Origin of the sequence: Ruegeria sp. HKCCD4315, assembly GCF_013112245.1 — a bacterium.
Taxonomy (GTDB): Bacteria; Pseudomonadota; Alphaproteobacteria; order Rhodobacterales; family Rhodobacteraceae; genus Ruegeria.
Window position 1 is genome coordinate 1,902,153 of sequence record NZ_WVRN01000001.1, and the last position, 21,039, is coordinate 1,923,191.

General features: G+C 57.6%; 20 protein-coding genes. 9 read left to right on the plus strand and 11 right to left on the minus strand.

The annotated features are described in order from the left end of the window. Nucleotides 1–15 precede the first annotated feature (15 nt). Complete coding sequence (locus GS646_RS09525; protein WP_171182784.1) at nucleotides 16–1,350, minus strand: NAD(P)-dependent oxidoreductase; 1,335 nt, start codon at nucleotides 1,348–1,350, stop codon at nucleotides 16–18. 156 nt (nucleotides 1,351–1,506) lie between these two features. Then, nucleotides 1,507–2,139 carry a cupin domain-containing protein gene (locus GS646_RS09530; RefSeq protein ID WP_171182783.1) on the minus strand — a complete coding sequence of 211 codons (633 nt, stop codon included), beginning with the start codon at nucleotides 2,137–2,139 and terminating at the stop codon, nucleotides 1,507–1,509. A gap of 143 nt (nucleotides 2,140–2,282) precedes the next feature. Between GS646_RS09530 and GS646_RS09535 the strand changes: the two genes are divergently transcribed. From GS646_RS09535 to GS646_RS09545, 3 genes are all read left to right on the plus strand, one after another. Beyond that, nucleotides 2,283–3,278, plus strand: a complete 996-nt coding sequence (locus GS646_RS09535; protein WP_171646829.1) for a hypothetical protein — start codon at nucleotides 2,283–2,285, stop codon at nucleotides 3,276–3,278. 72 nt (nucleotides 3,279–3,350) lie between these two features. Then, nucleotides 3,351–4,643 carry an O-acetylhomoserine aminocarboxypropyltransferase/cysteine synthase family protein gene (locus GS646_RS09540; protein WP_171646827.1) on the plus strand — a complete coding sequence of 431 codons (1,293 nt, stop codon included), beginning with the start codon at nucleotides 3,351–3,353 and terminating at the stop codon, nucleotides 4,641–4,643. Between the two features lie 2 nt (nucleotides 4,644–4,645). Continuing rightward, complete coding sequence (locus tag GS646_RS09545; protein WP_171646825.1) at nucleotides 4,646–5,356, plus strand: GNAT family N-acetyltransferase; 711 nt, start codon at nucleotides 4,646–4,648, stop codon at nucleotides 5,354–5,356. A gap of 2 nt (nucleotides 5,357–5,358) precedes the next feature. Here the strand turns inward: GS646_RS09545 and GS646_RS09550 are convergent, their stop codons facing one another. After that, on the minus strand, nucleotides 5,359–6,063 hold the full coding sequence (locus tag GS646_RS09550) for an SIMPL domain-containing protein (RefSeq protein ID WP_371732064.1): 705 nt from the start codon (nucleotides 6,061–6,063) through the stop codon (nucleotides 5,359–5,361). 155 nt (nucleotides 6,064–6,218) lie between these two features. Between GS646_RS09550 and GS646_RS09555 the strand changes: the two genes are divergently transcribed. Beyond that, nucleotides 6,219–8,270 carry a hypothetical protein gene (locus GS646_RS09555; protein ID WP_171646821.1) on the plus strand — a complete coding sequence of 684 codons (2,052 nt, stop codon included), beginning with the start codon at nucleotides 6,219–6,221 and terminating at the stop codon, nucleotides 8,268–8,270. Nucleotides 8,271–8,322: 52 nt separating this feature from the next. Here GS646_RS09555 and hppD read toward each other — a convergent pair whose 3' ends face one another. Then, nucleotides 8,323–9,420, minus strand: a complete 1,098-nt coding sequence (gene hppD / locus GS646_RS09560) for a 4-hydroxyphenylpyruvate dioxygenase (RefSeq protein WP_171646819.1) — start codon at nucleotides 9,418–9,420, stop codon at nucleotides 8,323–8,325. Nucleotides 9,421–9,567: 147 nt separating this feature from the next. Between hppD and GS646_RS09565 the strand changes: the two genes are divergently transcribed. Further along, nucleotides 9,568–10,023 (plus strand): Lrp/AsnC family transcriptional regulator, encoded by a 456-nt coding sequence (locus GS646_RS09565; protein WP_171091132.1) that lies wholly within the window; start codon nucleotides 9,568–9,570, stop codon nucleotides 10,021–10,023. Between the two features lie 20 nt (nucleotides 10,024–10,043). Next, the gene (locus tag GS646_RS09570) at nucleotides 10,044–11,924 is read left to right on the plus strand and encodes a monovalent cation:proton antiporter-2 (CPA2) family protein (protein WP_171089464.1); all 1,881 of its coding nucleotides are present in this window, start codon (nucleotides 10,044–10,046) and stop codon (nucleotides 11,922–11,924) included. A gap of 30 nt (nucleotides 11,925–11,954) precedes the next feature. On the opposite strand, the gene cobT is transcribed toward GS646_RS09570, so the two are convergent. Continuing rightward, on the minus strand, nucleotides 11,955–12,965 hold the full coding sequence (cobT, locus tag GS646_RS09575; protein WP_171182777.1) for a nicotinate-nucleotide--dimethylbenzimidazole phosphoribosyltransferase: 1,011 nt from the start codon (nucleotides 12,963–12,965) through the stop codon (nucleotides 11,955–11,957). 78 nt (nucleotides 12,966–13,043) lie between these two features. Here cobT and cobS point away from each other — a divergent pair, with 78 nt between their 5' ends. Beyond that, entirely contained in the window at nucleotides 13,044–13,808 is a 765-nt protein-coding gene (cobS, locus tag GS646_RS09580; RefSeq protein ID WP_371732065.1) for an adenosylcobinamide-GDP ribazoletransferase, read from the plus strand. Here the strand turns inward: cobS and GS646_RS09585 are convergent. From GS646_RS09585 to GS646_RS09610, 6 genes are all read right to left on the minus strand, one after another. Further along, the gene (locus GS646_RS09585; RefSeq protein ID WP_171182776.1) at nucleotides 13,805–14,566 is read right to left on the minus strand and encodes an ion channel; all 762 of its coding nucleotides are present in this window, start codon (nucleotides 14,564–14,566) and stop codon (nucleotides 13,805–13,807) included. The two genes, cobS and GS646_RS09585, sit on opposite strands and share 4 nt — an antisense overlap. Nucleotides 14,567–14,680: 114 nt before the next feature. Further along, nucleotides 14,681–15,190 carry a CarD family transcriptional regulator gene (locus GS646_RS09590; protein WP_171089457.1) on the minus strand — a complete coding sequence of 170 codons (510 nt, stop codon included), beginning with the start codon at nucleotides 15,188–15,190 and terminating at the stop codon, nucleotides 14,681–14,683. A 283-nt stretch (nucleotides 15,191–15,473) separates the two neighbouring features. Then, nucleotides 15,474–15,812: a ferredoxin FdxA gene (gene fdxA, locus GS646_RS09595; protein ID WP_074735041.1), complete on the minus strand. Its 339-nt coding sequence runs from the start codon at nucleotides 15,810–15,812 to the stop codon at nucleotides 15,474–15,476. A gap of 66 nt (nucleotides 15,813–15,878) precedes the next feature. Next, nucleotides 15,879–16,244: an RNA-binding S4 domain-containing protein gene (locus GS646_RS09600; RefSeq protein WP_171182774.1), complete on the minus strand. Its 366-nt coding sequence runs from the start codon at nucleotides 16,242–16,244 to the stop codon at nucleotides 15,879–15,881. 6 nt (nucleotides 16,245–16,250) lie between these two features. Then, nucleotides 16,251–19,067, minus strand: a complete 2,817-nt coding sequence (locus tag GS646_RS09605) for a DEAD/DEAH box helicase (RefSeq protein ID WP_216600391.1) — start codon at nucleotides 19,065–19,067, stop codon at nucleotides 16,251–16,253. 18 nt (nucleotides 19,068–19,085) lie between these two features. Continuing rightward, a complete protein-coding gene (locus GS646_RS09610; RefSeq protein WP_171646813.1) occupies nucleotides 19,086–19,694 on the minus strand; it encodes a tetratricopeptide repeat protein in 609 nt (202 codons plus the stop codon). Between the two features lie 30 nt (nucleotides 19,695–19,724). Here GS646_RS09610 and GS646_RS09615 point away from each other — a divergent pair, with 30 nt between their 5' ends. Further along, the gene (locus tag GS646_RS09615) at nucleotides 19,725–20,015 is read left to right on the plus strand and encodes an SCP2 sterol-binding domain-containing protein (RefSeq protein WP_171089449.1); all 291 of its coding nucleotides are present in this window, start codon (nucleotides 19,725–19,727) and stop codon (nucleotides 20,013–20,015) included. Next, nucleotides 20,015–20,965, plus strand: coding sequence for an alpha/beta fold hydrolase (locus GS646_RS09620; protein ID WP_171646811.1), 951 nt, complete (start codon nucleotides 20,015–20,017; stop codon nucleotides 20,963–20,965). Before GS646_RS09615 ends, GS646_RS09620 begins: the two co-directional genes overlap by 1 nt. Nucleotides 20,966–21,039: the final 74 nt, after the last annotated feature.

Sequence of the window (21,039 nt, forward strand, 5' to 3'; positions counted from 1 at the left end):
GAATACCCCACCCTATCACGAAACGAGCGTCGCGTGGATGTCCATCGCCGCATCCCGGCCTTCGGCAACTGCGGTTACGGTCAGGTCTTCGCCCCCTGCCGCACAGTCCCCACCAGCCCAGACACCCGACATTGAGGTGCGCCCGGCCCCGGTGACAGCAATCTTATTGCCGTCAAGCGAAAGCCCTTCGGGTGCGCCATCCAGCGTCTGACCGATGGCTTTGAGCACCTGATCTGCTGACAAACGAATCGTCTCTCCGGTGCCCGTAAGCTGACCGTTCTGGCTGGAGGTGTATTCCAGTTCGATCTCGGCAGCAGTTCCGTTTCCATGCACGGCCACCGGCTGCACATTGGTCAGAATCCGAACGCCGTGCGAGGCCGCAAGGTCCTGCTCATAGCGGCTTGCCCCCATGGCGTCGCGGCCGCGGCGGTAGGCAATTGTAACGTGTTCCGCGCCCAGCAACTTGGATTTCACAGCAGCATCCACAGCCGTCATGCCGCCGCCGATGACAACGACATTCCGCCCAACAGGTAGATGCGAAAGATCGCTGGCTTGCCGCACGTCCGAGATGAAATCAACAGCGGCACGCACGCCATCCTTGTCGACACCCCCTGCGCGCAGGGCGTTCACCCCAGCCAGGCCGATGGACAGGAATACGGCGTCATAATTCTCAAGCAGACCATCCAGCGAGATACTGTCACCCAGCACCGATCCGGTCTCGATCGCAATCCCGCCGATTTTCAGCAGCCAGTCCACCTCGGCCTGTGCAAAATCGTTGGTCGATTTGTAAGCGGCGATCCCATATTCGTTCAGGCCGCCCGGCTTGGGCTTGCTTTCGTGGATCACGACGTCATGGCCTAACATGGCCAGACGGTGCGCGCAGGCCAAACCGGCAGGTCCTGCCCCAACAACAGCAACAGTCTTGCCCGTAGGCGCCGCCCTTTCGAACGGATGCGCGCCAGAGGCCATGATGTCATCGGTCGCAAAACGTTGCAGGCGTCCGATCTCAACCGGCTTGCCTTCTGCAGCTTCGCGCACACAGGCTTCTTCGCAAAGGGTTTCGGTTGGACAGACCCGAGCGCACATACCGCCCAGAATATTCTGTTCCAGGATAGTCCGCCCTGCCGATTGTGGCTGTCCCGCCTGTATCTGGCGAATGAACAGCGGAATATCGATATCCGTCGGACACGCGGTCACGCATGGTGCGTCGTAGCAGAAATAGCATCGATCAGCGGCAACGGCGGCCTCATGCGGGGCCAGTGGCGGATGCAGATCGGTGAAATTCGAGGTCAGCTCATCGCTGGAAAGCCGCCCAGCAACGATGCCGGGTGCCATCTGGCCCTGTGCCATCACTCTACTCCCTGTAGATATGTTTGTTATGACCTCAGCTTGCCACAAAAAAATATTTTATCAATTGGTAAAATTTATCAAATGGTCAAAAAATTGAAAAACCGGGCCAAAAGACCCGGTTTCCTATGGTTTTGCATAATTTTGAGGCGAAAACCCTCAGATCATTTTGCTTAGATGGCCGGATTTGGTCCAAACCCGTGCGCCATCCGGCCCTGCAATCGCCTGTGTTCGCGTACCCGGCGGCAGGCGCAACCAGTCCCATTTGGCAAAGTGTTCGCCGCCCTCGGAAAAGCCACCGGCGATGACAAAAGCCTCCATCCCCTCGCCTGCGTCCAATTCGATCTTTTCCCAAGCAGCCCAACTTTGCACGTGAACATCTTCATGATCGTCTTTGAACAAATGCAGATCAGCCTCACCGTTCACAGACTTGTGCACCTCGGTCCGATCTTGCGGATCGAACTGGTGGAGCTTGACCAGAATGGTCGCCCCTTGAGCGGCAGATGGGGTATGAGACGACGTTGGCGGGTTGCGCACATAACTTCCAACAGGAAAGTCCCCGGTTTCATCCTGAAAAACACCGTCAAGAACCAGATACTCCTCTCCACCATCATGCGTATGTGCAGAAAACGCGCTGCCGGGTGCAAAGCGGACAATAGTCGTAGCGCGGGCGACCTCTTCGCCGATGCGATCCAGCATTTTCCGCTCGACCCCTGCGGCCGGGGACGCAACCCATTCGGTTTGGTCAAAATGAACCGCAACCCGTTTCGTGAAATCCGCGTTGATCCGCATGTTCGCCCCTTTCATCTAACGACCGTGATAGAAATGGGATCTTATGCTGGAATTGCAAATTTTCGGCTTTTGACGGCTCGGGTCAGGTGTTGTACTCCGGGACGAAGGGTGCAGGGTCGCGCACCTATCGGGAACGGGCGCAGATGCAGGCAAATCCACAGAAATTTAACATCGCTGTTGTCGGGCAAAACAACCGCCTGCAGTACGAGGCCCTGTTGTTTGCCGCATCGTTGCGTCACAGCTCACCGCAATTTGAAGGCAAGCTGTTTGTGGCCACGCCCAACCCGGGGCCGCGTTGGAGTCAAAACCCCAGCATTCAGGACGAAGAAGTTCTAAAGGCGCTGAAACAGTTGGACGCCGAAGTTCTGCCATTCGACTCGCATGTCTTTGGTGAAAGCTATCCTTACGGCAACAAGATCGAGGCTCTGTTGGCCTTGCCAGAGGGCGAGCCGTTTGTGTTCTTTGACACCGATACATTGATCACCGGAGACATCGCACGCGTACCTTTTGATTTCGACCGCCCCGGCGCGTCGCTGAAGGTTGAAGGAACATGGCCAAAGCCAACACTCTACGGCCCTGGCTTCGATGGCATCTGGCGCGCGCTGTACCAGCGGTTCGGGCTGGATTTCGAAAGCTCATTGGATACTAGCCAACCGCATGATTACTGGCGGCGATATCTGTATTTCAACGCGGGCTATTTCTTTTTCAATTGCCCCAGGGTTTTTGGCGAACGATATCTGGACTATGCTAGAACGATCCGAGACGCGCACATTCCCGAACTGACGGGCCAGAACCTGGATCCATGGCTGGATCAGGCCGCTCTGCCCCTTGTGGTACATTCGTTGGGAGGAGGTCGGGATGCGCTGCCCGACGGTTTGCTCGACGGCTCTGTCAGTTGTCACTACCGCCTGTTCCCCCTGCTCTACGCCCGTGAAAGCGATCATGTGATCGACGTTTTGGAAACCGTTGTGGCACCGAACAAGGTCAAGAAGGTGCTCAAGCAATATGATCCGCTGAAAAAGCTGGTCCTGCAGGGGAAAGGCGCGAAAATTCGCGCCCTGTTTGATCAGGACAACCTGCCGCGGCGCGAACAGGCCATTCGCAACACGATCAAAAGCAAAGGGCTTTGGCTGCGCTGACAGGATCGTTGTGCGCAAGCGCGCATTCACCTAAAGATTCAGCAGCACAAATTCCAACAGGAGATTTTCAAGATGTCTGACGGCCCCACCTACGGTTTCGACACGCTGCAGATTCACGCGGGCGCCCGCCCCGACCCGGCGACCGGAGCGCGCCAGACACCTATCTATCAGACCACAGCTTATGTGTTTCGCGATGCCGATCACGCGGCGGCCCTGTTCAACCTGCAAGAAGTGGGCTTCATCTATTCCCGCCTGACCAACCCAACCGTCGCCGTTTTGCAGGAACGTGTGGCGACGCTTGAAGGCGGCGTTGGGGCCGTGTGCTGCTCGTCCGGTCACGCAGCGCAGATCATGGCGCTGTTCCCTTTGATGGGACCGGGCTGCAACGTTGTTGCCTCGACCCGACTGTACGGTGGAACGGTCACGCAATTCAGCCAGACGATCAAACGCTTTGGCTGGTCGGCCAAGTTTGTCGACACCGACGATCTGGACGCGGTGAAGGACGCCATCGACGAAAACACCCGTGCTGTGTTCTGTGAATCCATCGCCAACCCCGGGGGGTATGTCACTGATATCCGCGCCTTAGCGGACGTTGCTGATGCGGCGGGCATTCCGCTGATCGTCGACAACACCTCGGCCACTCCCTATCTGTGCCGACCCATTGAACACGGTGCGACGCTGGTTGTGCACTCGACCACCAAATATCTGACCGGCAACGGTACCGTGACCGGCGGCTGCATCGTGGATTCGGGCAAGTTTGACTGGTCAGCAAATCACAAGTTCCCCTCGCTCAGCGAACCCGAGCCCGCCTATCACGGCCTGAAGTTCCACGAAACATTTGGCCCGCTGGCCTTCACCTTCCACGGCGTCGCCATCGGTCTGCGTGATCTGGGTATGACCATGAACCCGCAAGCCGCGCATTATACGCTGATGGGGATCGAAACCCTTTCACTGCGGATGGAACGCCACGTTGAGAACGCCCAGAAGATCGCGGCCTGGCTGGAAGCGGATGATCGCGTGGAATACGTCACCTATGCGGGTCTGCCCTCGTCGCCCTATCACGACCGGGTCAAGTCGCAATACAAACGCGGTGCCGGTGCGCTGTTCACCTTTGCCGTTAAAGGTGGCTATGACGCTTGCATCAAGCTGGTCAACGCGCTGGAAATCTTCAGCCATGTGGCCAACCTGGGCGATGCGCGCTCGTTGATTATCCACTCGGCCTCGACCACCCACCGTCAGCTGACGCCGGAACAACAAGAAGCTGCAGGTGCAGGTCCGGGTGTTGTGCGCATGTCCATCGGGATCGAGGATGTGAACGACCTGATCGCCGATCTGGATCAAGCTCTGGCCAAGGCCAGCGCCTGACGATGGCCGAGCACGACACTAACGACCTTGGCCAGCCCATCGGCCTGCCGGTTTCGGGCGAGTTTCCACGCCCGAGCCCGCCGTATACTCCGATGGAAGGACGGTACTGTTCTGTCGTGCCTTTGGACGTGAACAGGCACGCGCCCGGACTTTTCCGGGCGTTTGCCAATGACAGGGATGGTCGCAACTGGACGTATCTGCCCTACGGCCCTTTCGACAACGAGCCTGCGTTCGAAGATTGGGCCCGCGCCACCTGCATGGATGCGGACCCGATGTTTCACACCGTACTGGACGGCAATGACGTACCGATAGGTATGGCCTCATACCTGAGGATCGAGCCCGCTGCAGGCGCAATAGAGGTGGGGCATATCCACTTCTCGCCCCTGTTGCAGCGCAAACCGCAATCGACCGAAGTCATGTATTTGATGATGAGACGCGTGTTCGATGAGTTGGGCTATCGCCGCTATGAATGGAAATGTGATTCTCTGAATGCGCCATCGTGCAGCGCGGCAGAGCGGCTGGGCTTTACCTTTGAGGGGATTTTCAGGCAAGCGACCCATTACAAAGGGCGCAACCGGGATACTGCGTGGTATTCAATCATCGACAGCGAATGGCCGCGCATTCGGGATGCGTTCGAAGCCTGGCTTTCACCGGACAATTTCGACGCTGCGGGCCAACAACGCAAACCGCTGATGGCCCGTGTAAAAGCTTGATCTTAGTCCGAAATCTCGAATTCCATCGAGACACTGACCGAGACTGAGACCTCTCCGCCTGCAACAGGAACCCCGCCTGCATCCGCCATGCTCATGGCGCGCATCTCGGCCATCGGGCGGACACCGGCCACACGTTCCGAGATTGTCTGGACCGGGCCAAGCGTGACACCCGCCGCCTGCGCCAACTGCTCGGCCTTCGCAGTGGCTTCTCCAACAGCTTGCGCACGGGCCTGCGCCTCAAGCGGTTTGGGATCCTGCACACCAAAGCTCAGCCCGCCGAAATCATTGGCACCATCCTGAATGACTGCATCCATGATCGTTCCCAACTGTGTCAGATCGCGAACCCGCACAAACACTCGGTTCGACGCGGTAAACCCTGTGATCTCGGGCTTTTCCCCATTCTGCCCATGCCGCCCCGACCAAACCGGTGACAATGACAAATCACGGGTCTGAACATCGCGGTCTTCGATGCCCATATCGGCCAACCGCGCCAGGACTTTAGCAACCGCATCCGACGTTGCCTGCATGGCCGCTCTGGCCTCAGCGTTTTCGTTGGTCACACCCAGCGTGATCGTCGCCATGTCGGGCGCAGCTTGCACCGTTCCGGTGGCATCCACGGTGATGCGACGTTCTTCCGCATGGGCTGCGCCTGCGGCTGTTGCTGCCATCATCGCAGCCAGAAAAGCGAATGTCTTCAAGGTTATCACTCCAATTTACTCCGTCTCAAAATGGGTTGCCGCCCCATTGTCATGCAAGAGCAGACCCAGCCTTTTTCTTTCCCTCGGCGGGTTCCTGCTTTATTGTCGGTCTGCGAACACAAAGTCGTTTGCATTGACGCTGATAATTATGGTTCCTCCGGATTATGAAACCTGCCTTTGCGCTGTCTTTTTCAACAACCGGAATCTTTCTGCACCACCAATCGGAGGGGGATTGGTACGTCATTGGCTCGATTCCATTGGACGCGCAGGATTTGCCCGAGCAAATGCAGGCGTTGCGGGAAAAAGCATTTGCGCTGGAAAATGACCTGAGCTGCAAGATCGTATTGCCACCTGATCAGGTGCGCTTTCTGGACGTCGAAACAGATGATTTGCCTGACGCGGACCGGACGGCTCGGATTGAAGCGGCGCTGGCCGATGCGACCCCTTACGCTCTGTCCGACCTCAGCTATGACGGCCAGACCACCGGCGGCACAACCCATGTCGCCGCCGTAGCCAAAGAGACATTGGCCGAAGCGCGGACCTTCGCCGTGGGTCATGGTTTTGTGCCGACAGTGTTTACCACGGAAGAAAGTGCAAGCACTTTCCCGCGAGAGCCTGTGTTTACAGAGCAGCCCGATCAACCTGAGCCGTCCCTTAAGACGCAGCGCTCGGAAACTATAGAAACGGATCCGCCACAAGAAGATGACGCTTCCGATCTGCCAGCTCATCCCATTGCGGGCAAAGCGGCACCGGATACGTTCCGCGCGCCGGACGTATCCCCGGCCGCACGTGCCACAGCTCAACCTGCCTCAAGGCGCTTTGCCATTCCCGCCTTTGCCGCCGTGGTTTTGCTTGGCGGCGTATTTGGCGCGTGGCTGGCCTCGGGCCCCTCTGAGCCGCCAGAGCAAGCCGCGCTGACCCCGATTGCTCCGGACGTATCAGAGCCGCAGCCCGAGGCCCCCGCTGATCCGTTGCCCGAGGTTGCGACAGTCGAGCCCGAGCAGAGCCCCCTCGCCGAACCGGCTTTAGAACAGGCCGAGGAACAGACCGAACAAGCTCAGCCAAACCCATTTGAGTCGGCTGTATCGGAGCCGGAGCCCGTCGTTGATTCGACGCCCGAAATAGCAGCCGTCGATCCCCAGCAAAGCGCGTCCCCGGAGCCACAAGTTGACGAGGCCCGCGAGCAGCCCGAGCTATCTCCTACGGATGCAGCGATCCTTGAGGCGCTCAAAGTCGCGCCAACACCGGTCGAGCCGATTGCTCAAGACCCGGAAGCTCCAAAGGAGGTCCTTGCGGAAACAGGAGTTGACGTAACGCCTCCCGCACCCCTGCAAGAGCCTGAAGCCGTTGAGCCGGAAGACCTTTATCTGACGTCAATCGACAAATCTGATCTGTCCAATGATGCTGTGGCATTGCCGCCTGCATCAAGCTTCGACACGGACGCGCCGTTCAGCCAAGAGGGATTGCCCAGTGCTGCAGGCACGCGGTTCGATCTGGATGATCGGGGGCTTGTTGTCGCCACGCCTGAAGGTGCTTTGAACCCGGAAGGCATCACAGTCTATTTGGGTCGTCCATCCAAGGTGCCACCGCAAGCTCCGCTGCGGTTCGAGGAAGAACCTGTTGTTGAAGAGGTCGACGAAAGGCTGGCGGGGCTACGCCCTAGACCGCGCCCAGAAAACCTTGAAGAGACGTTTGAACGTCAGCAGCTTGGCGGCCAGTCGCTGGAGGAACTTGCTGGAAAACGACCCAAAGCGCGCCCTGCGGGCCTGGAAGCCCCAGAAGAGGTCGAAGTACCTGTCGCCGAGCTGGACATTATGCGCGTCCCCCGCCCCAAGGCGCGACCGGCAGGACTGGTTGCTGCCAGACCGACCGTTGCGAAGCCGTCCACTTTGGCATCAACTGCGGCATTGGTAGAAAACTCTGACGACGCGGGATCATTTCAGCCCAAAGCCGTTGCGCCCAAGATCCCGTCAACCGCGTCAGTGGCCCGACAGGCGACAATCGACAACGCCATCAACCTGCGCAAGCTGAACCTGATCGGGGTCTATGGCACGCCTGCCAATCGTCGCGCCTTGGTGCGCTTGCCCAGCGGTCGTTACAAGAAATTGAAAGTCGGGGATCGCATTGACGGCGGCAAGGTCATCGCCATCAGTGACAGCGAACTGCGCTATCAGAAAAAGGGCCGCAACGTGACGCTTTCGATGCCCCGCAGCTGATCGCTAGTAGGGAGAAAAACGCCGGAGATTACCCCGGCGTTTCGCGAAAATGTCAGGCGGCAGAGATTTCGCCGCTTTCGATCTGCTCACGTTCGATGGATTCGAACAGGGCCTGGAAATTGCCCTCGCCAAAACCGTCATCCCCTTTGCGCTGGATAAACTCAAAGAAGATCGGGCCGATCACGGTCTTTGAGAAGATCTGAAGCAGAATGCGGGTTTCGCCGCCATCCACGACACCCTCACCGTCGATCAGGATGCCGTGCTTCATCATGTGATCCAACGGCTCGTCATGATCCGTTACGCGATCTTTCGACATCTCGTAATAGGCGCGGTTCGGGCCGGGCATGAACTTCAAACCATTCTCGGCAATCGCGTCGGTTGAGGCATAGATGTCTTCGCTGCCCACAGCGATGTGTTGAATCCCTTCACCCTTGTACTTCTTGAGGTACGACACAATCTGCCCGGTCTCGCCGCGGTCTTCGTTGATCGGAATTCGGATACGGCCACAAGGTGACGTCAAGGCGCGGCTGAACAGCCCTGTGAACTTGCCCTGAATGTCGAAAAAACGAATTTCGCGGAAGTTGAACAAGTCACCGTAGAACTTGAACCATTTGTCCATGTTGCCCTTGTAGACATTGTGGGTCAGGTGATCGAGGTAATAGAATCCCTCACCACGCGGCTTGGATTCCTTGATCCACTCGAATTCCTGATTGTAGGGCGACGTATCGTAATACTGATCGATGAAATAGATCAGCGACCCGCCGATACCCTTGATCGCTGGAACATCCAGCGTTTTGTCTGCTGCATCATAAGGTTCGGCGCCCTTCGATACAGCGTGATCATACGCCTTCTGTGCGTCGACAACACGCCACCCCATCGACGGGGCACATGGACCGTGCTCGGCCACAAATTTATCCGCGAAGCTGTCCGGATCGGCATTCAGGATATAGGTGACATCCCCTTGCTGCCAAAGTTCGACCAGCGGCTTGTCCTTGTGACGGGCCACCCGATCGAAGCCCATCTTGGCGAACAGATCGCGCAGTTCCTGCGGTTCGGGATGAGCAAACTCAACAAACTCAAACCCGTCGGTCCCGGCGGGGTTTTCTTCACTGATCACAGATTTCGGGGCGTTATGCGGGAAAGGACCCATGGCGCGTCTCCTTTGAAGACAGGAAATTTATTGCTGATTCAAAAATATGACTTTCCAGACGCTGTTTCTGCGCATTGTTTTCGTGTAAACTCATAGTATACGCGCAAAACGCGCATGAATTTCAAAGAAACCGGGATTCTTCCGCACGTGTTGGATGCTACTGACAAACGTCTTCTATCTGCCCTGCAAAAGGACGCGCATCTGACCGCGCATCAACTGGGTGAGATGCTGAACCTCTCCCCCAGCCAGGCAGGTCGACGCCGACAACGGCTTGAGGCCGAAGGCTACATCACGGGCTATGCCGCCCGGCTCGATCCGCTGAAGCTTGGTTTGCAGGTGCAAGGATTTGTTCAGGTTCATTTGGGTACACATGGCCCCGAACAATCCCAAAGCTTTGCCCGCATGGTCGATACCCGCCCCGAAATTACCAGCGCCTGGACGATGACAGGAGAGGCAGATTACCTGTTACATGTCTATTGCGACGATCTTTCCGCGCTCAACAGCTTGCTCCATCAGGTCATCCTGCCGCATCCTGCTGTTGCCCGAGTCCAAAGCCAGATAGTCATGGACCAACTGAAACGCGACGCCCCCCTGCCCACCTGACCGGGCTCACGAGGAGACAAATGGACGATTTTCTATATCAGGCTTCGATCTATCTGGCTGCGGCTGTGATCGCGGTGCCTCTGTCCGCAAGGCTGGGGCTGGGGTCGGTACTGGGCTATTTGGCCGCCGGGATCATCATCGGGCCAGTGTTGGGGCTGGTTGGGGCCGAAACGGAAAACCTTCAACATGTCGCCGAATTCGGTGTTGTGATGATGCTGTTCCTGATCGGGCTGGAGCTTGAACCTCGTGCCCTTTGGGACATGCGAGATCGGTTATTGGGCCTGGGCGGCCTTCAGGTTGTGCTGTCGACTGCCGCGATTGCTGCAGTAGCCATGTACGCAAACCACCCATGGTCTGTCGCGTTGGCGGTCGGATTGACCCTGTCACTGTCATCGACTGCAATCGTCCTGCAGACCCTGTCAGAAAAGGGTCTTATGCAGACAAATGGTGGGCGAGCCACGTTTTCGGTACTTCTGACACAAGACATTGCAGTTATTCCGATCCTGGCGCTATTGCCGCTGCTGGCTTTACCCGCGATGCCTCATATCGAAGCAGATGGATCGATTGATCGGGGGGCTGGTGATCTGCACGCAGCGGGCCATCACAGCCTTTCGCTGGTCGAAGGTTTGCCGGGTTGGGCCGTCACTCTGGTCACGCTTGGCGCAATTGCTTTTGTTATTCTGGCGGGCGTCTATCTTACCCGCCCTCTCTTTCGGTTTATCCACGCGACGCGCCTGCGCGAGATGTATACCGCTTTGGCGCTTATGATTGTGGTCGGTATTTCTTTCCTGATGACGCTTGTTGGACTGTCGCCCGCATTGGGCGCGTTTCTGGCGGGCGTCGTGCTGGCCAGTTCAGAATTTCGCCATGAAATGGAAAGCGACCTTGAACCGTTCAAAGGGCTGTTTCTTGGGCTGTTCTTTATCACGGTTGGGGCCGGGATCGACGTTGCCTATTTCTTCGATGACCCGCTGGACCTGATCGGCTTGGCACTGCTTGTGATCCTTGCAAAAGGGATCATCCTGTTTCTAGTCGGCAAAGCCTTTAAACTACGCGGGCGCGACCATTGGCTATTCACGCTTGGGTTGGCGCAGGCCGGTGAATTTGGATTTGTGCTGCTGGCCTTTTCCACGCAGCAGAACGTTATCCCACCTGATCTGTCACAGAAACTGCTGATGATCATTGCCCTGACCATGCTGATCACCCCCCTTCTGTTCATCATCTATGATCTTCTGTCTCGGAAAATAGGCGACACCGCCAAAGATCCCGAACCCGACGAGATTGACGAAAAAGGCCCTGTGATCATTGCTGGCATCGGACGGTTTGGTCAGATCGTGAACCGGCTGGTACGCGCCAGCGGCTTCAAAACAGTGGTTCTGGACCACGACATTGAAACCGTTCAATTGATGCGCAGGTTTGGGGTTAAAGGCTTTTTGGGCGACCCAACGCGCCCCGAATTGCTACGCGCTGCAGGGTTGGAAAAAGCGTCGGTTCTTGTGGCGGCAATGGACGACCACAAGCAGGTGACGCGGCTGGTTGGGTATGCCAGACGGCAGCGCCCCGACCTGCACATTATCGCCCGAGCCCGCGACCGGACCCACGTGTACGAGCTGTATCAGGCGGGGGCCAACGACATTGTCCGCGAACTGTTCGACAGCTCGCTTCGCGCAGGGCGTTATGTTCTGGAGAACATTGGACTGAGTGAATACGAGGCCGCGCAGGCCGAACAGACCTTTTATCACCACGACCGGACGTCAGTCCGTGATCTGGCCGAGCTCTGGGTTCCCGGAATGCCAACAGCCGAGAACAAGAAATACATCGAGCGCGCTCAGAAGCTGGAAAAGGATCTGGAAACCGCATTGCTTGAATTGGCGGAAGAACACGCAAAGAAATCTGCCTGACCCAGATCAAACCCTGGGTCAGGCAAAACCTTAGCCGTCAGATACGCCCGCTTCGGCGAATGTTGCCATACCAGAATGGCACGCCACTGCGCTTTTGAGAATGTTGATCGCCAGCGCCCCGCCAGAGCCTTCGCCCAGACGCAGACCAAGGCTCAGCAACGGGTCCTTGCCAAGCTTTGACAATACGGCCCCATGCGCCGCTTCCGCGCTTTGGTGCCCTGCAATCGCATGATCCAGCGCGCTGTCTGACAGTTTCCAAAGGCAAGCTGCGGCGGCAGTACAAATGAAACCGTCCAGAATAACCGGAATGCGCAGCACGCGCGCGGCGGCAATCGCCCCGGCCATCGCGGCGATCTCGCGCCCTCCCAGGCAGCGCAGAACCTCAAGGCCGTCCTCTGAGGAATGTTTCGCCACACCCTCAGCCACAACGCGGGTTTTGTTGGCAAGACCCGCGTCATCCACGCCGGTCCCGCGACCGGTCCAATCCTCTGCATCCCCGCCAAACAGCGCGCAGGCGATGGCCGCAGCCGGGGTTGTGTTGCCGATACCCATCTCACCCACAACCAGCAGATCGGCCTGCGGATCAACGGCCTGCCAGCCGGTGCGCAAGGCGCTCAGCAATTCATCTTCACTCATGGCCGGAGCCTGCGTGAAATCCGCTGTCGGCTTGTCCAGATCCAACCCGTGCACATTCATTGTTGCGCCCGCCGCCTTGGCCAACTGATTGATCGCCGCACCGCCATGTTCAAAGTTCATAACCATCTGCACGGTGACTTCCGGCGGGAAGGCCGATACGCCCTGCGCGGTGACACCGTGGTTTCCGGCAAAGACGATGACCTGAGGGGCTGAGATCTGCGGACGCGCATCCCCGCGCCATCCCGCATACCAGATCGCCAAGTCCTCAAGCCGGCCAAGTGCACCGGGGGGTTTGGTCAGTTGTCCGTTACGCTCGCTCGCGCCTTGCACCGCAGCGGCATCCGGGCCCGGAGCCGCCGACAGTGCAGCGCGGAACGCATTCAAATCATTCAGTTCAGGCAGCATGAAAGCCTCATTGCATCAGAGTGGTCCTGTGTGTTTAACCGAAGCACTGAATCCAACAAGACCCCGAAAGGCACGGGCGTGCATAAAAACGACACGAAACTCTTTTCTCTGATGGATATTCCGCTGGCGCTGGTGCTTCTCACCCGCCTGCCCGTGCCGCGTTTGCCTGATCCGGTTTTCTCACGGCAAGCTCAGTCGGTCTGGGCTTTTCCCTTTGTGGGTCTGATCGTCGGAGGGCTTGCCTGCCTTGTGGGGTGGAGCGCGCTTGCATTGGGGCTGCCTGTCATGGCGTCTGCCGGTCTGCTCATGGCCGCACTGATCGCCACAACCGGCGCTATGCACGAGGACGGCCTTGCCGACATGTTCGATGGCCTCTGGGGTGGATTTACCCGCGAACGGCGCTTGGAGATCATGAAGGACAGCCATATCGGGACTTACGGCGTACTTGCCCTGATCCTGTCTCAACTGGTTCGGATCTCGGCCATCTCTGCTTTGCTGACCGCCGGAGCGGTGGGGGCGATCCTGTCCGCATGCATCGTTTCAAGGGGCTTGATGCCTGTAGTGATGACCGGATTACCACTAGCGCGTACGTCGGGCCTGAGCCGTTCTGTCGGTACGCCCCAAGTGGCCTCCGTTATAGCAGCACTGGGGTTGGCCGCAGCACTCGCCCTTCTCTTTCTGGGCGCAGGCGCTGTCATTGCTGTGGTATTTGCAGCAGCCAGTACAGCAGTCATTGCCCTTATCGCCAAGGCAAAAATTGGTGGTCAGACCGGTGACATTCTGGGGGCCACTCAATTGGTCTCCGAAATTACCTTTCTGCTGACCTGCGTCGCTTTGATTTAAGACGCACCTCCGGTTTCGATCCGCAAAGTGGCACCGCAGTGTTTGCAATGCACGGCATCAGGATCATGCCGGAACAAACCGCAGCTTGGGCATTTGTGACGGACTTTCTGAGGCATGAAGATAGCCTGCGCCAGCCGGACAAAGAGAGCTACGCCGACCACCATGATGAAGACCGAAAACAGTTTGCCGCCTGGAGTGGGCAAGGTGATATCGCCAAACCCGGTGGTCGTCAGGGTCGCCATGGTGAAATAGAGCGCGTCGATATACGGCGTTTTCGAATCTGCGGGAATAAAGAACACCAGAACGGCGGTCGAAGTTGCAAAGACAAAAACCATGAGGTTAATGGCGGCGATCACCGCGTCTTCGTGGGTGCGGAAGAAATTGCTGTCGCGTCGTAAGTCCCGCAGCAAGTGGTAGGAATGGATCAACCGCAAGGCGCGCAAGATCCGTAAAAACGCAAGATTGCCAGTCAGGAACGGATCAAGCACCAGGGATACGATAACAACGATATCCGCCAGCGTGTAAATCTGGCGCAACAACTTCCAACGGTCCTTGGCGATCCAAAGCCGCGCTGAGAAATCCAGCAAAATCAGAAAACCAATCAGCAGGCTTGCGACCGTGACGCCCGGCCCGTGAGGAAAATGAGCGGTGGCGACGAAGAAGATGATCGACACAATGTCGAACAGGATTAGGCCGTAGCGAAACCAGACCGAAATCGGGTCATGCCCGATATACAGGTATTTCACCGTTTGCTTCATATCCGCCCTGTATCGTGCTGCATCTAAAGTGAAATTAACGGCAGTTGCACAAATCACCAAGCCACGATAAAGGCCGCCCCGTTAGGAGCGGCCTCAGGCAGTTCTTTGGCACGATCAAGCTGCGCGCGAGGTCAGGACTTCGTCCACCTGCTTCGCGGCCGAAACTTCGCCAGCACCGGACACGGCTGCGACCTCTCGGGTCAGACGCTCTAGCGCGGCTTCATAAAGCTGACGCTCGGAATAGCTCTGCTCGCGCTGATCGTCGGTGCGATGCAAATCGCGGACAACTTCAGCAATCGAGATCAGATCGCCCGAGTTGATTTTCTGTTCATATTCCTGGGCACGGCGGGACCACATAGCGCGTTTGACCTTAGCCTTGCCCTTCAGTGTCTTCATCGCCTGACTGATAACATCGGGCGAGCTTAGCGACCGCAAGCCGGATTCGGTTGCTTTGTTGGTCGGCACGCGCAATGTCATTTTGTCTTTCTCAAATGAGATGACAAACAGTTCGAGCGAAAAGCCCGCAACTTCCTGCTCCTCGATCGAGATGATCTGCCCCACGCCATGGGCGGGGTAGACAACATAGTCGTTGGGGCGGAACTCAAGCTTTTTCGACTTTGTCATTCAGTTTTTTCCTTGCTTGCGGACCGGGACACAGACAACAAAAGCACCACATGCGGGGACTGTCTCAGCCCCGTCAGGCGGCGTTTCTGTCACAAATTCAGAACTCCAAAGTGAGCATACTTTCGGAGTGCATCCCAATCTCGGTCATCATACAGGTCAGGAGTATACCACAAAAATGTGACACCCGAAAGTTTACCCTACGGGAATTTTTCGAATTACACGCACCTTCAACAAGTTACTTCGTGAACTTCGTGCTAGACGTCAGGCTGCAGCCGCGAATCGCTTAGCCGCCTTCGCCGGGCGCTTCAGAGAAATACTTCTCCATTTTGCCCTCTTCACCGTCGCGCTCTTCAGCGTCGGGAAGCGGATCTTTCTTAGTCACAATCACCGGCCACTGTTCCGAGAACTTGCGATTGAACTCGACCCATTGCTCCATTCCCGGCTCAGTATCCGGGCGGATTGCGTCTGCCGGGCATTCAGGTTCACAAACGCCACAATCGATGCATTCATCCGGGTGAATAACCAATGTATTCTCACCTTCATAGAAACAGTCCACCGGGCACACTTCGACACAGTCGGTGTATTTGCAGGCGATACAGTTTTCGGTGACAACATAGGTCATGAGCGGATTCCCGTTTGCGGTTTGTTCGACTAGCTAATTCAGTCTGGCCCGCTCTTCAAGATGGGATCAGCGATCTTCTGTGCGAGAAAGATCAAGAGCGCGCCGATCCTTCTTGGTTGGACGACCTTTTCCCTCAAAACCCGGATTCTTAGGCGGTACGTCCTGCTTTTCGGTCATATCGAAATACAGCGTTTGCGCCTCGGGGGCCGGACCACGGCGGTCCCCGAGTTTTTCGATACGCACAACACGCACTATTCGCCCTTGCGGAAAGGTCAGAACGTCACCCGGACCTACAGCCTGTGCCGGTTTCAACACCCGGATTCCGTTCAATCTGACATGGCCGCTGCTGACCTGTTTGGCGGCCAGGCTGCGGGTCTTGAAGAACCGCGCCTGCCACAACCATTTGTCGATCCGCAGTTTGGCCTGATCCATGACGGATCAGTTGCCGTCCTTCAAACCCATCAGCGCCGCAGCGAACGGGTTATCGGGATCAATGGCTTTTTCCTTCTTCGGAGGCCGTGCCGAGAACGATTTCGCGCCCTGTGGTTTGCCGCCCTTCTTACCATGCGGCTTGCCACGACCGTCCTGCGGTTTACCACGCGGTTTGCCTTTGCCCTGCCCCTGCTCGCGGCGCGGGCCACGGTTTTGCTGGCGTTGACGGCCCCAGGTGAAGGTATAGAAAACCTCGGCCTCAGGCTCATCCGGTGCGGCGTCAGGTGCTGGTGCCTCGGCTGCCGCCTCGGTGCTTGTCGTGGCCTCGGCTGACGCCTCGGCGGTTGCGGCGGCCTCTTCCGACGTAGCCTCAGGTGCCGCAGAATCTTCGGCGGCAGGCTGTTCCGCCGCTTCCGCCGCAGGTTGCTCAGCGGCGACCGCTTTCACCTTTTCACGCTCGCCACGCTCGGCCTTGTAGCCCAGGCCCTGCATCAGGTCTGCGAATTGTTCCAACGTCATGCCGGTGATCGACAGCATGTCCGGCTTGGCTTCGAACCCGCCCCGGCTGTCTTCGGCGCGCAGCATATCGGCCAGACGTTCCAGCATATCGATCCGGATCGAACGCTCGCCCGCATCACGGTAGCCACACATGGTGTCATAGCCCTGCGGCGCATCCTTGGCGACTGGTACAGTGACCAGACCCGGAGGTGGCGCTTCGGGGAATTCCTGCAAACCGCTGGACAACGCCCACAGCACCAGACGCAAGCGCGTGGGTGCGGGTTTCAGCAGCAGAGGCATGAAGATCGTGAACTGGCCAAAGCGGATGCCATGCTTGCGCAGCGCGCCACGGGCATCCTGATCCAGATCCTTGACCTCTTGCGCGACCTGCGCACGCGGCAGAACGCCCAGCGCTTCGACCATGCGGAACGCGAACCCTTTTGCCAGACCGGTCAGTTCTTCATCGCGAGACAGGTTCAAGAGCGGTTCAAACAGAGCCGCCACCTTACGGTCGATGAAATGCTGCAACCGGCGCTGCACTTTCTGTTCGACATCCGGCCCTGCGGCCTCGTCCACAAAAACTTCGACCATTGGCTTGAGAGGTTCCGCCCCGGCAACCAGTTTGCCGACGGCATATTCGCCCCACATCAGGCCACCCTGATCCGTGAAATCAATTTCGGTATCGGGCGCATTATAGAAGCGATCGGCGCGCAGATGGAATTGCGGCGCGAGTGCTTGCAAAGAAGCCGATTTCAAAGCTTTCGCCTCGGTCCCTTGCGCGCTTTTGTCCGGTGTAAACCGGAACCCTTCCAGACGACCGACGAATTCGCCTTCGACGGTCACTTCACCCTTGTCATTTACTTCGGCCAAAAGGGCCTCCTTCTGTTTGAGCCGGCGCAGCAAAACAGATGTACGCCGGTCCACAAATCTCTGAGTCAAACGCTCATGTAAGGCGTCTGACAGTCTGTCTTCTACAGTGCGCGTTTCGTCACGCCAATGCGATTCGTCACGGACCCAGCCGTTTCGTTGCGCAACATATGTCCAAGTGCGAATATATGCCAACCTTTTGGACAGCGCATCTATGTCACCCTGGGTCTGGTCGATACGACGAATCTGCCGCGCCATAAAATCATCCGGGATCGATCCGCGCTCGTGCAGGTGACCATAGATCACTTCAAGCAAGCTGGCGTGTTCTGCGTGGCTGATGCCGCGAAAATCGGGGATTCGGCACACGTCCCACAATAAACGGATCGATTGCGGGTCGCTGGCGCGGGCAACGATCTCGGTCACTTGTGATAGGGATTTCAGCGCATTCAGGTCGTCCGCAGGGCGTGCTTTGATCAGATGCTCGTCATTTGGGTTGGCCTCAAGCGAAGTGATCAGCGCGTCGATGGAGCCAAACCGCAAGGCGGCATTCCGCCAGTTCAGCTTTTTCATCGGCGTAAAGCGGCTGTCCATGATGGCCTGCGCCACGCCTTCATCTAACGGCGGAGCCTCGCCCGTCACGCCAAAGGTGCCATCAGACATCCCACGACCAGCCCGGCCCGCAATCTGCGCCAGTTCGTTCGGGGCCAGCGGGCGCATCCGGCGGCCGTCAAATTTGGTGAGGGATGAAAACGCGACGTGGTTCACATCCAGGTTCAGCCCCATCCCGATGGCGTCGGTGGCAACCAGATAGTCGACCTCGCCATTCTGATAGAGGTCAACCTGAGCGTTGCGCGTTCGCGGGCTGAGCGCGCCCATGACAACCGCCGCCCCCCCTTTTTGACGGCGCAGCAATTCCGCGATGGCATAAACATTGTCGACCGAAAATCCGACGATGGCGCTGCGCGCGGGCATCCGGCTGATCTTTTTGGACCCTGTATAGACAAGCTGCGACATCCGTTCACGTCGGACGAACTGCACTTCGGGAACCAGCGCCGCGATGGGGCCGCGCATGGTATCCGAACCCAGGAAAAGCGTCTCGTTCGTGCCACGGGACCGCAGCAGACGATCGGTAAAAACATGACCACGTTCGGGATCGGCACAAAGCTGGATTTCGTCGATTGCTACAAAATCTGCTCCCATGCCTTCGGGCATGGCTTCGACTGTGCAGACCCAATATTGCGTGCGCGGCGGCACGATGCGCTCTTCGCCCGTGACCAAAGCCACAACCGACGGTCCGCGAATAGCGACAATCTTGTCATAGACCTCGCGTGCCAACAGCCGCAGCGGCAGGCCAATCACGCCGGTTCGGTACCCCAGCATCCGTTCGATTGCGTAATGGGTTTTGCCTGTGTTTGTCGGGCCCAATACGGCCACTACTCGGGATGACCCGTTCACCATTGCCCCCTGCCCCGGACCTTACAGCGCTGCGCCTTCAACTTGAGGCTTCAGTCGATTCACCGCATTGGTTACTTCTTCGTGGTGGGGATGTATAGCCAAGGCCCGCGAATAAGCATCATACGCTTTCTCAGGCTCTCCTACGATTTCAAAGATCAAACCAAGCCCATAAATCGCTTCGTAGTGGTTGGGGTTGAGGGTCAGTACATGTTCAAGATCGGCGGCTGCCATGCCAAACCGTTCGATCCCGAAAAACGCCGAAGCGCGTACATGCCAGCCTTCGGCGAACTCGGGCGCATGATCTGTCAATGCCGTCAGGTGATCCAGCGCGGCATCTATGTCCCCGTCTTCAAGCGCTTCTCGACCGCGCTCCAGCAGTAGATCCGCGGAGGCCGAGCCGGATTGCGCCCACAAGGCTTGCAGCTGCCGGTCCAGGGCCATTGCTTGTTCGGGTGTCGATTGGGCAAGTTGCTGCAACAGCGCGTCTTCATCGCGCAAATCCGCCTGCTGCGCGAAGCAACTGGTGGAAAACGTGACTAGAAAGGCAAGTGCCGCAACGGTACCTTTGAGATTGTGGATTGCAATGCTCATAACAATAGTCAGTGTAGCGTTGCGACCGGGGATGTCCATTCACGGCGCACTAACAAAATGAGGAAAAGCATGAGCGAGATTCTTGAAAAGGCAGCAGCCGCGCTGAATGAAAAACTGGAAGGCGGCGCGTTTGATGCTTCGGCCAAGTTTGCAATCGCCGATCTGGGCGCAATCGTTCTGGATTCTGACGGTGCCCGTGTCAGCGACGATGACGCTGATGTCACCATGAGCGCCGACGCCGACACGTTCGAACAAATCCTCAGCGGTGAACTGAACCCCACCGGTGCGTTCATGTCCGGTAAATTGACCATTGACGGCGACATGGGCGTTGCGATGAAGCTTGCGTCGGTGTTGGCCTGATGGAATTGACGCCGGCCCCTTTCTTTGAAGACGTGGCCGGCGGTCCCGCCGGTGGGAATGCCCATTGGGTGATGACCTCGGACCAGATTCGAATCCGCGTTGGCCATTGGCTGCCTGAAGGCGAAGCACAGGGCACCGTGCTGATGTTTCCCGGTCGAACCGAATACATCGAAAAATACGGAAGCACCGCTGCCGAGTTCATCCAATGCGGTTTTGCCATGCTTGCTGTTGATTGGCGTGGTCAGGGACTGGCAGATCGCTTGCTGGACGACCCTCGTGTCGGACATGTCGATCAGTTTACAGACTATCAGCGCGACGTTCAGGCCACGCTTGACCTTGCCCGAACGCTTGATCTGCCGAAGCCCTGGTTCGTAATCGGACACTCGATGGGGGGTGCCATTGGGTTGCGCGCCGTGATTGAGCAGAAGTGCTTTGCAGCCTGCGCCTTCACCGGTCCGATGTGGGGCATTTTCTTTAACCCGGTTATGAAACCCCTCAGCCGCGTAACGGCCTATTGGGGCACAGCGCTTGGTCTTGGCGAAAAAACGCCACCAACCACAACGCTGGAAAGCTATGTTCTGTCGCAACCCTTCGAGGGCAATATGCTGACCCGCGATCCGGCGATGTTTCGGATGATGCAGGATCAATTGAAAGCCCATCCTGAATTGGCGCTTGGGGCACCCTCGAATCTTTGGTTGCGCGAATCGCTGGACGAATGTGTCTGGCTGATGGAGCAGCCCGCACCTGACACACCTGGCCTGACCTTCCTTGGCAGCCATGAACAAATCGTCGACCGCAAGGCCATACGCGCGCGCATGAAAAACTGGCCAAACGGTACACTCGTAGAAATCCCAGACGGCGAACACGAAGTGCTCATGGAGGCCCCTGATGTACGCGGGCCGGTTCTGGATCAGTTGGCCGCGCATTTTCTGTCCAATCGAACCAGTTAAACTGCGATCCGAAAACCCTGCTTCCGTCTGGCCTCTTGTTGGACTGGCCGCTTGTGATCTGCGCGCACCAGCCC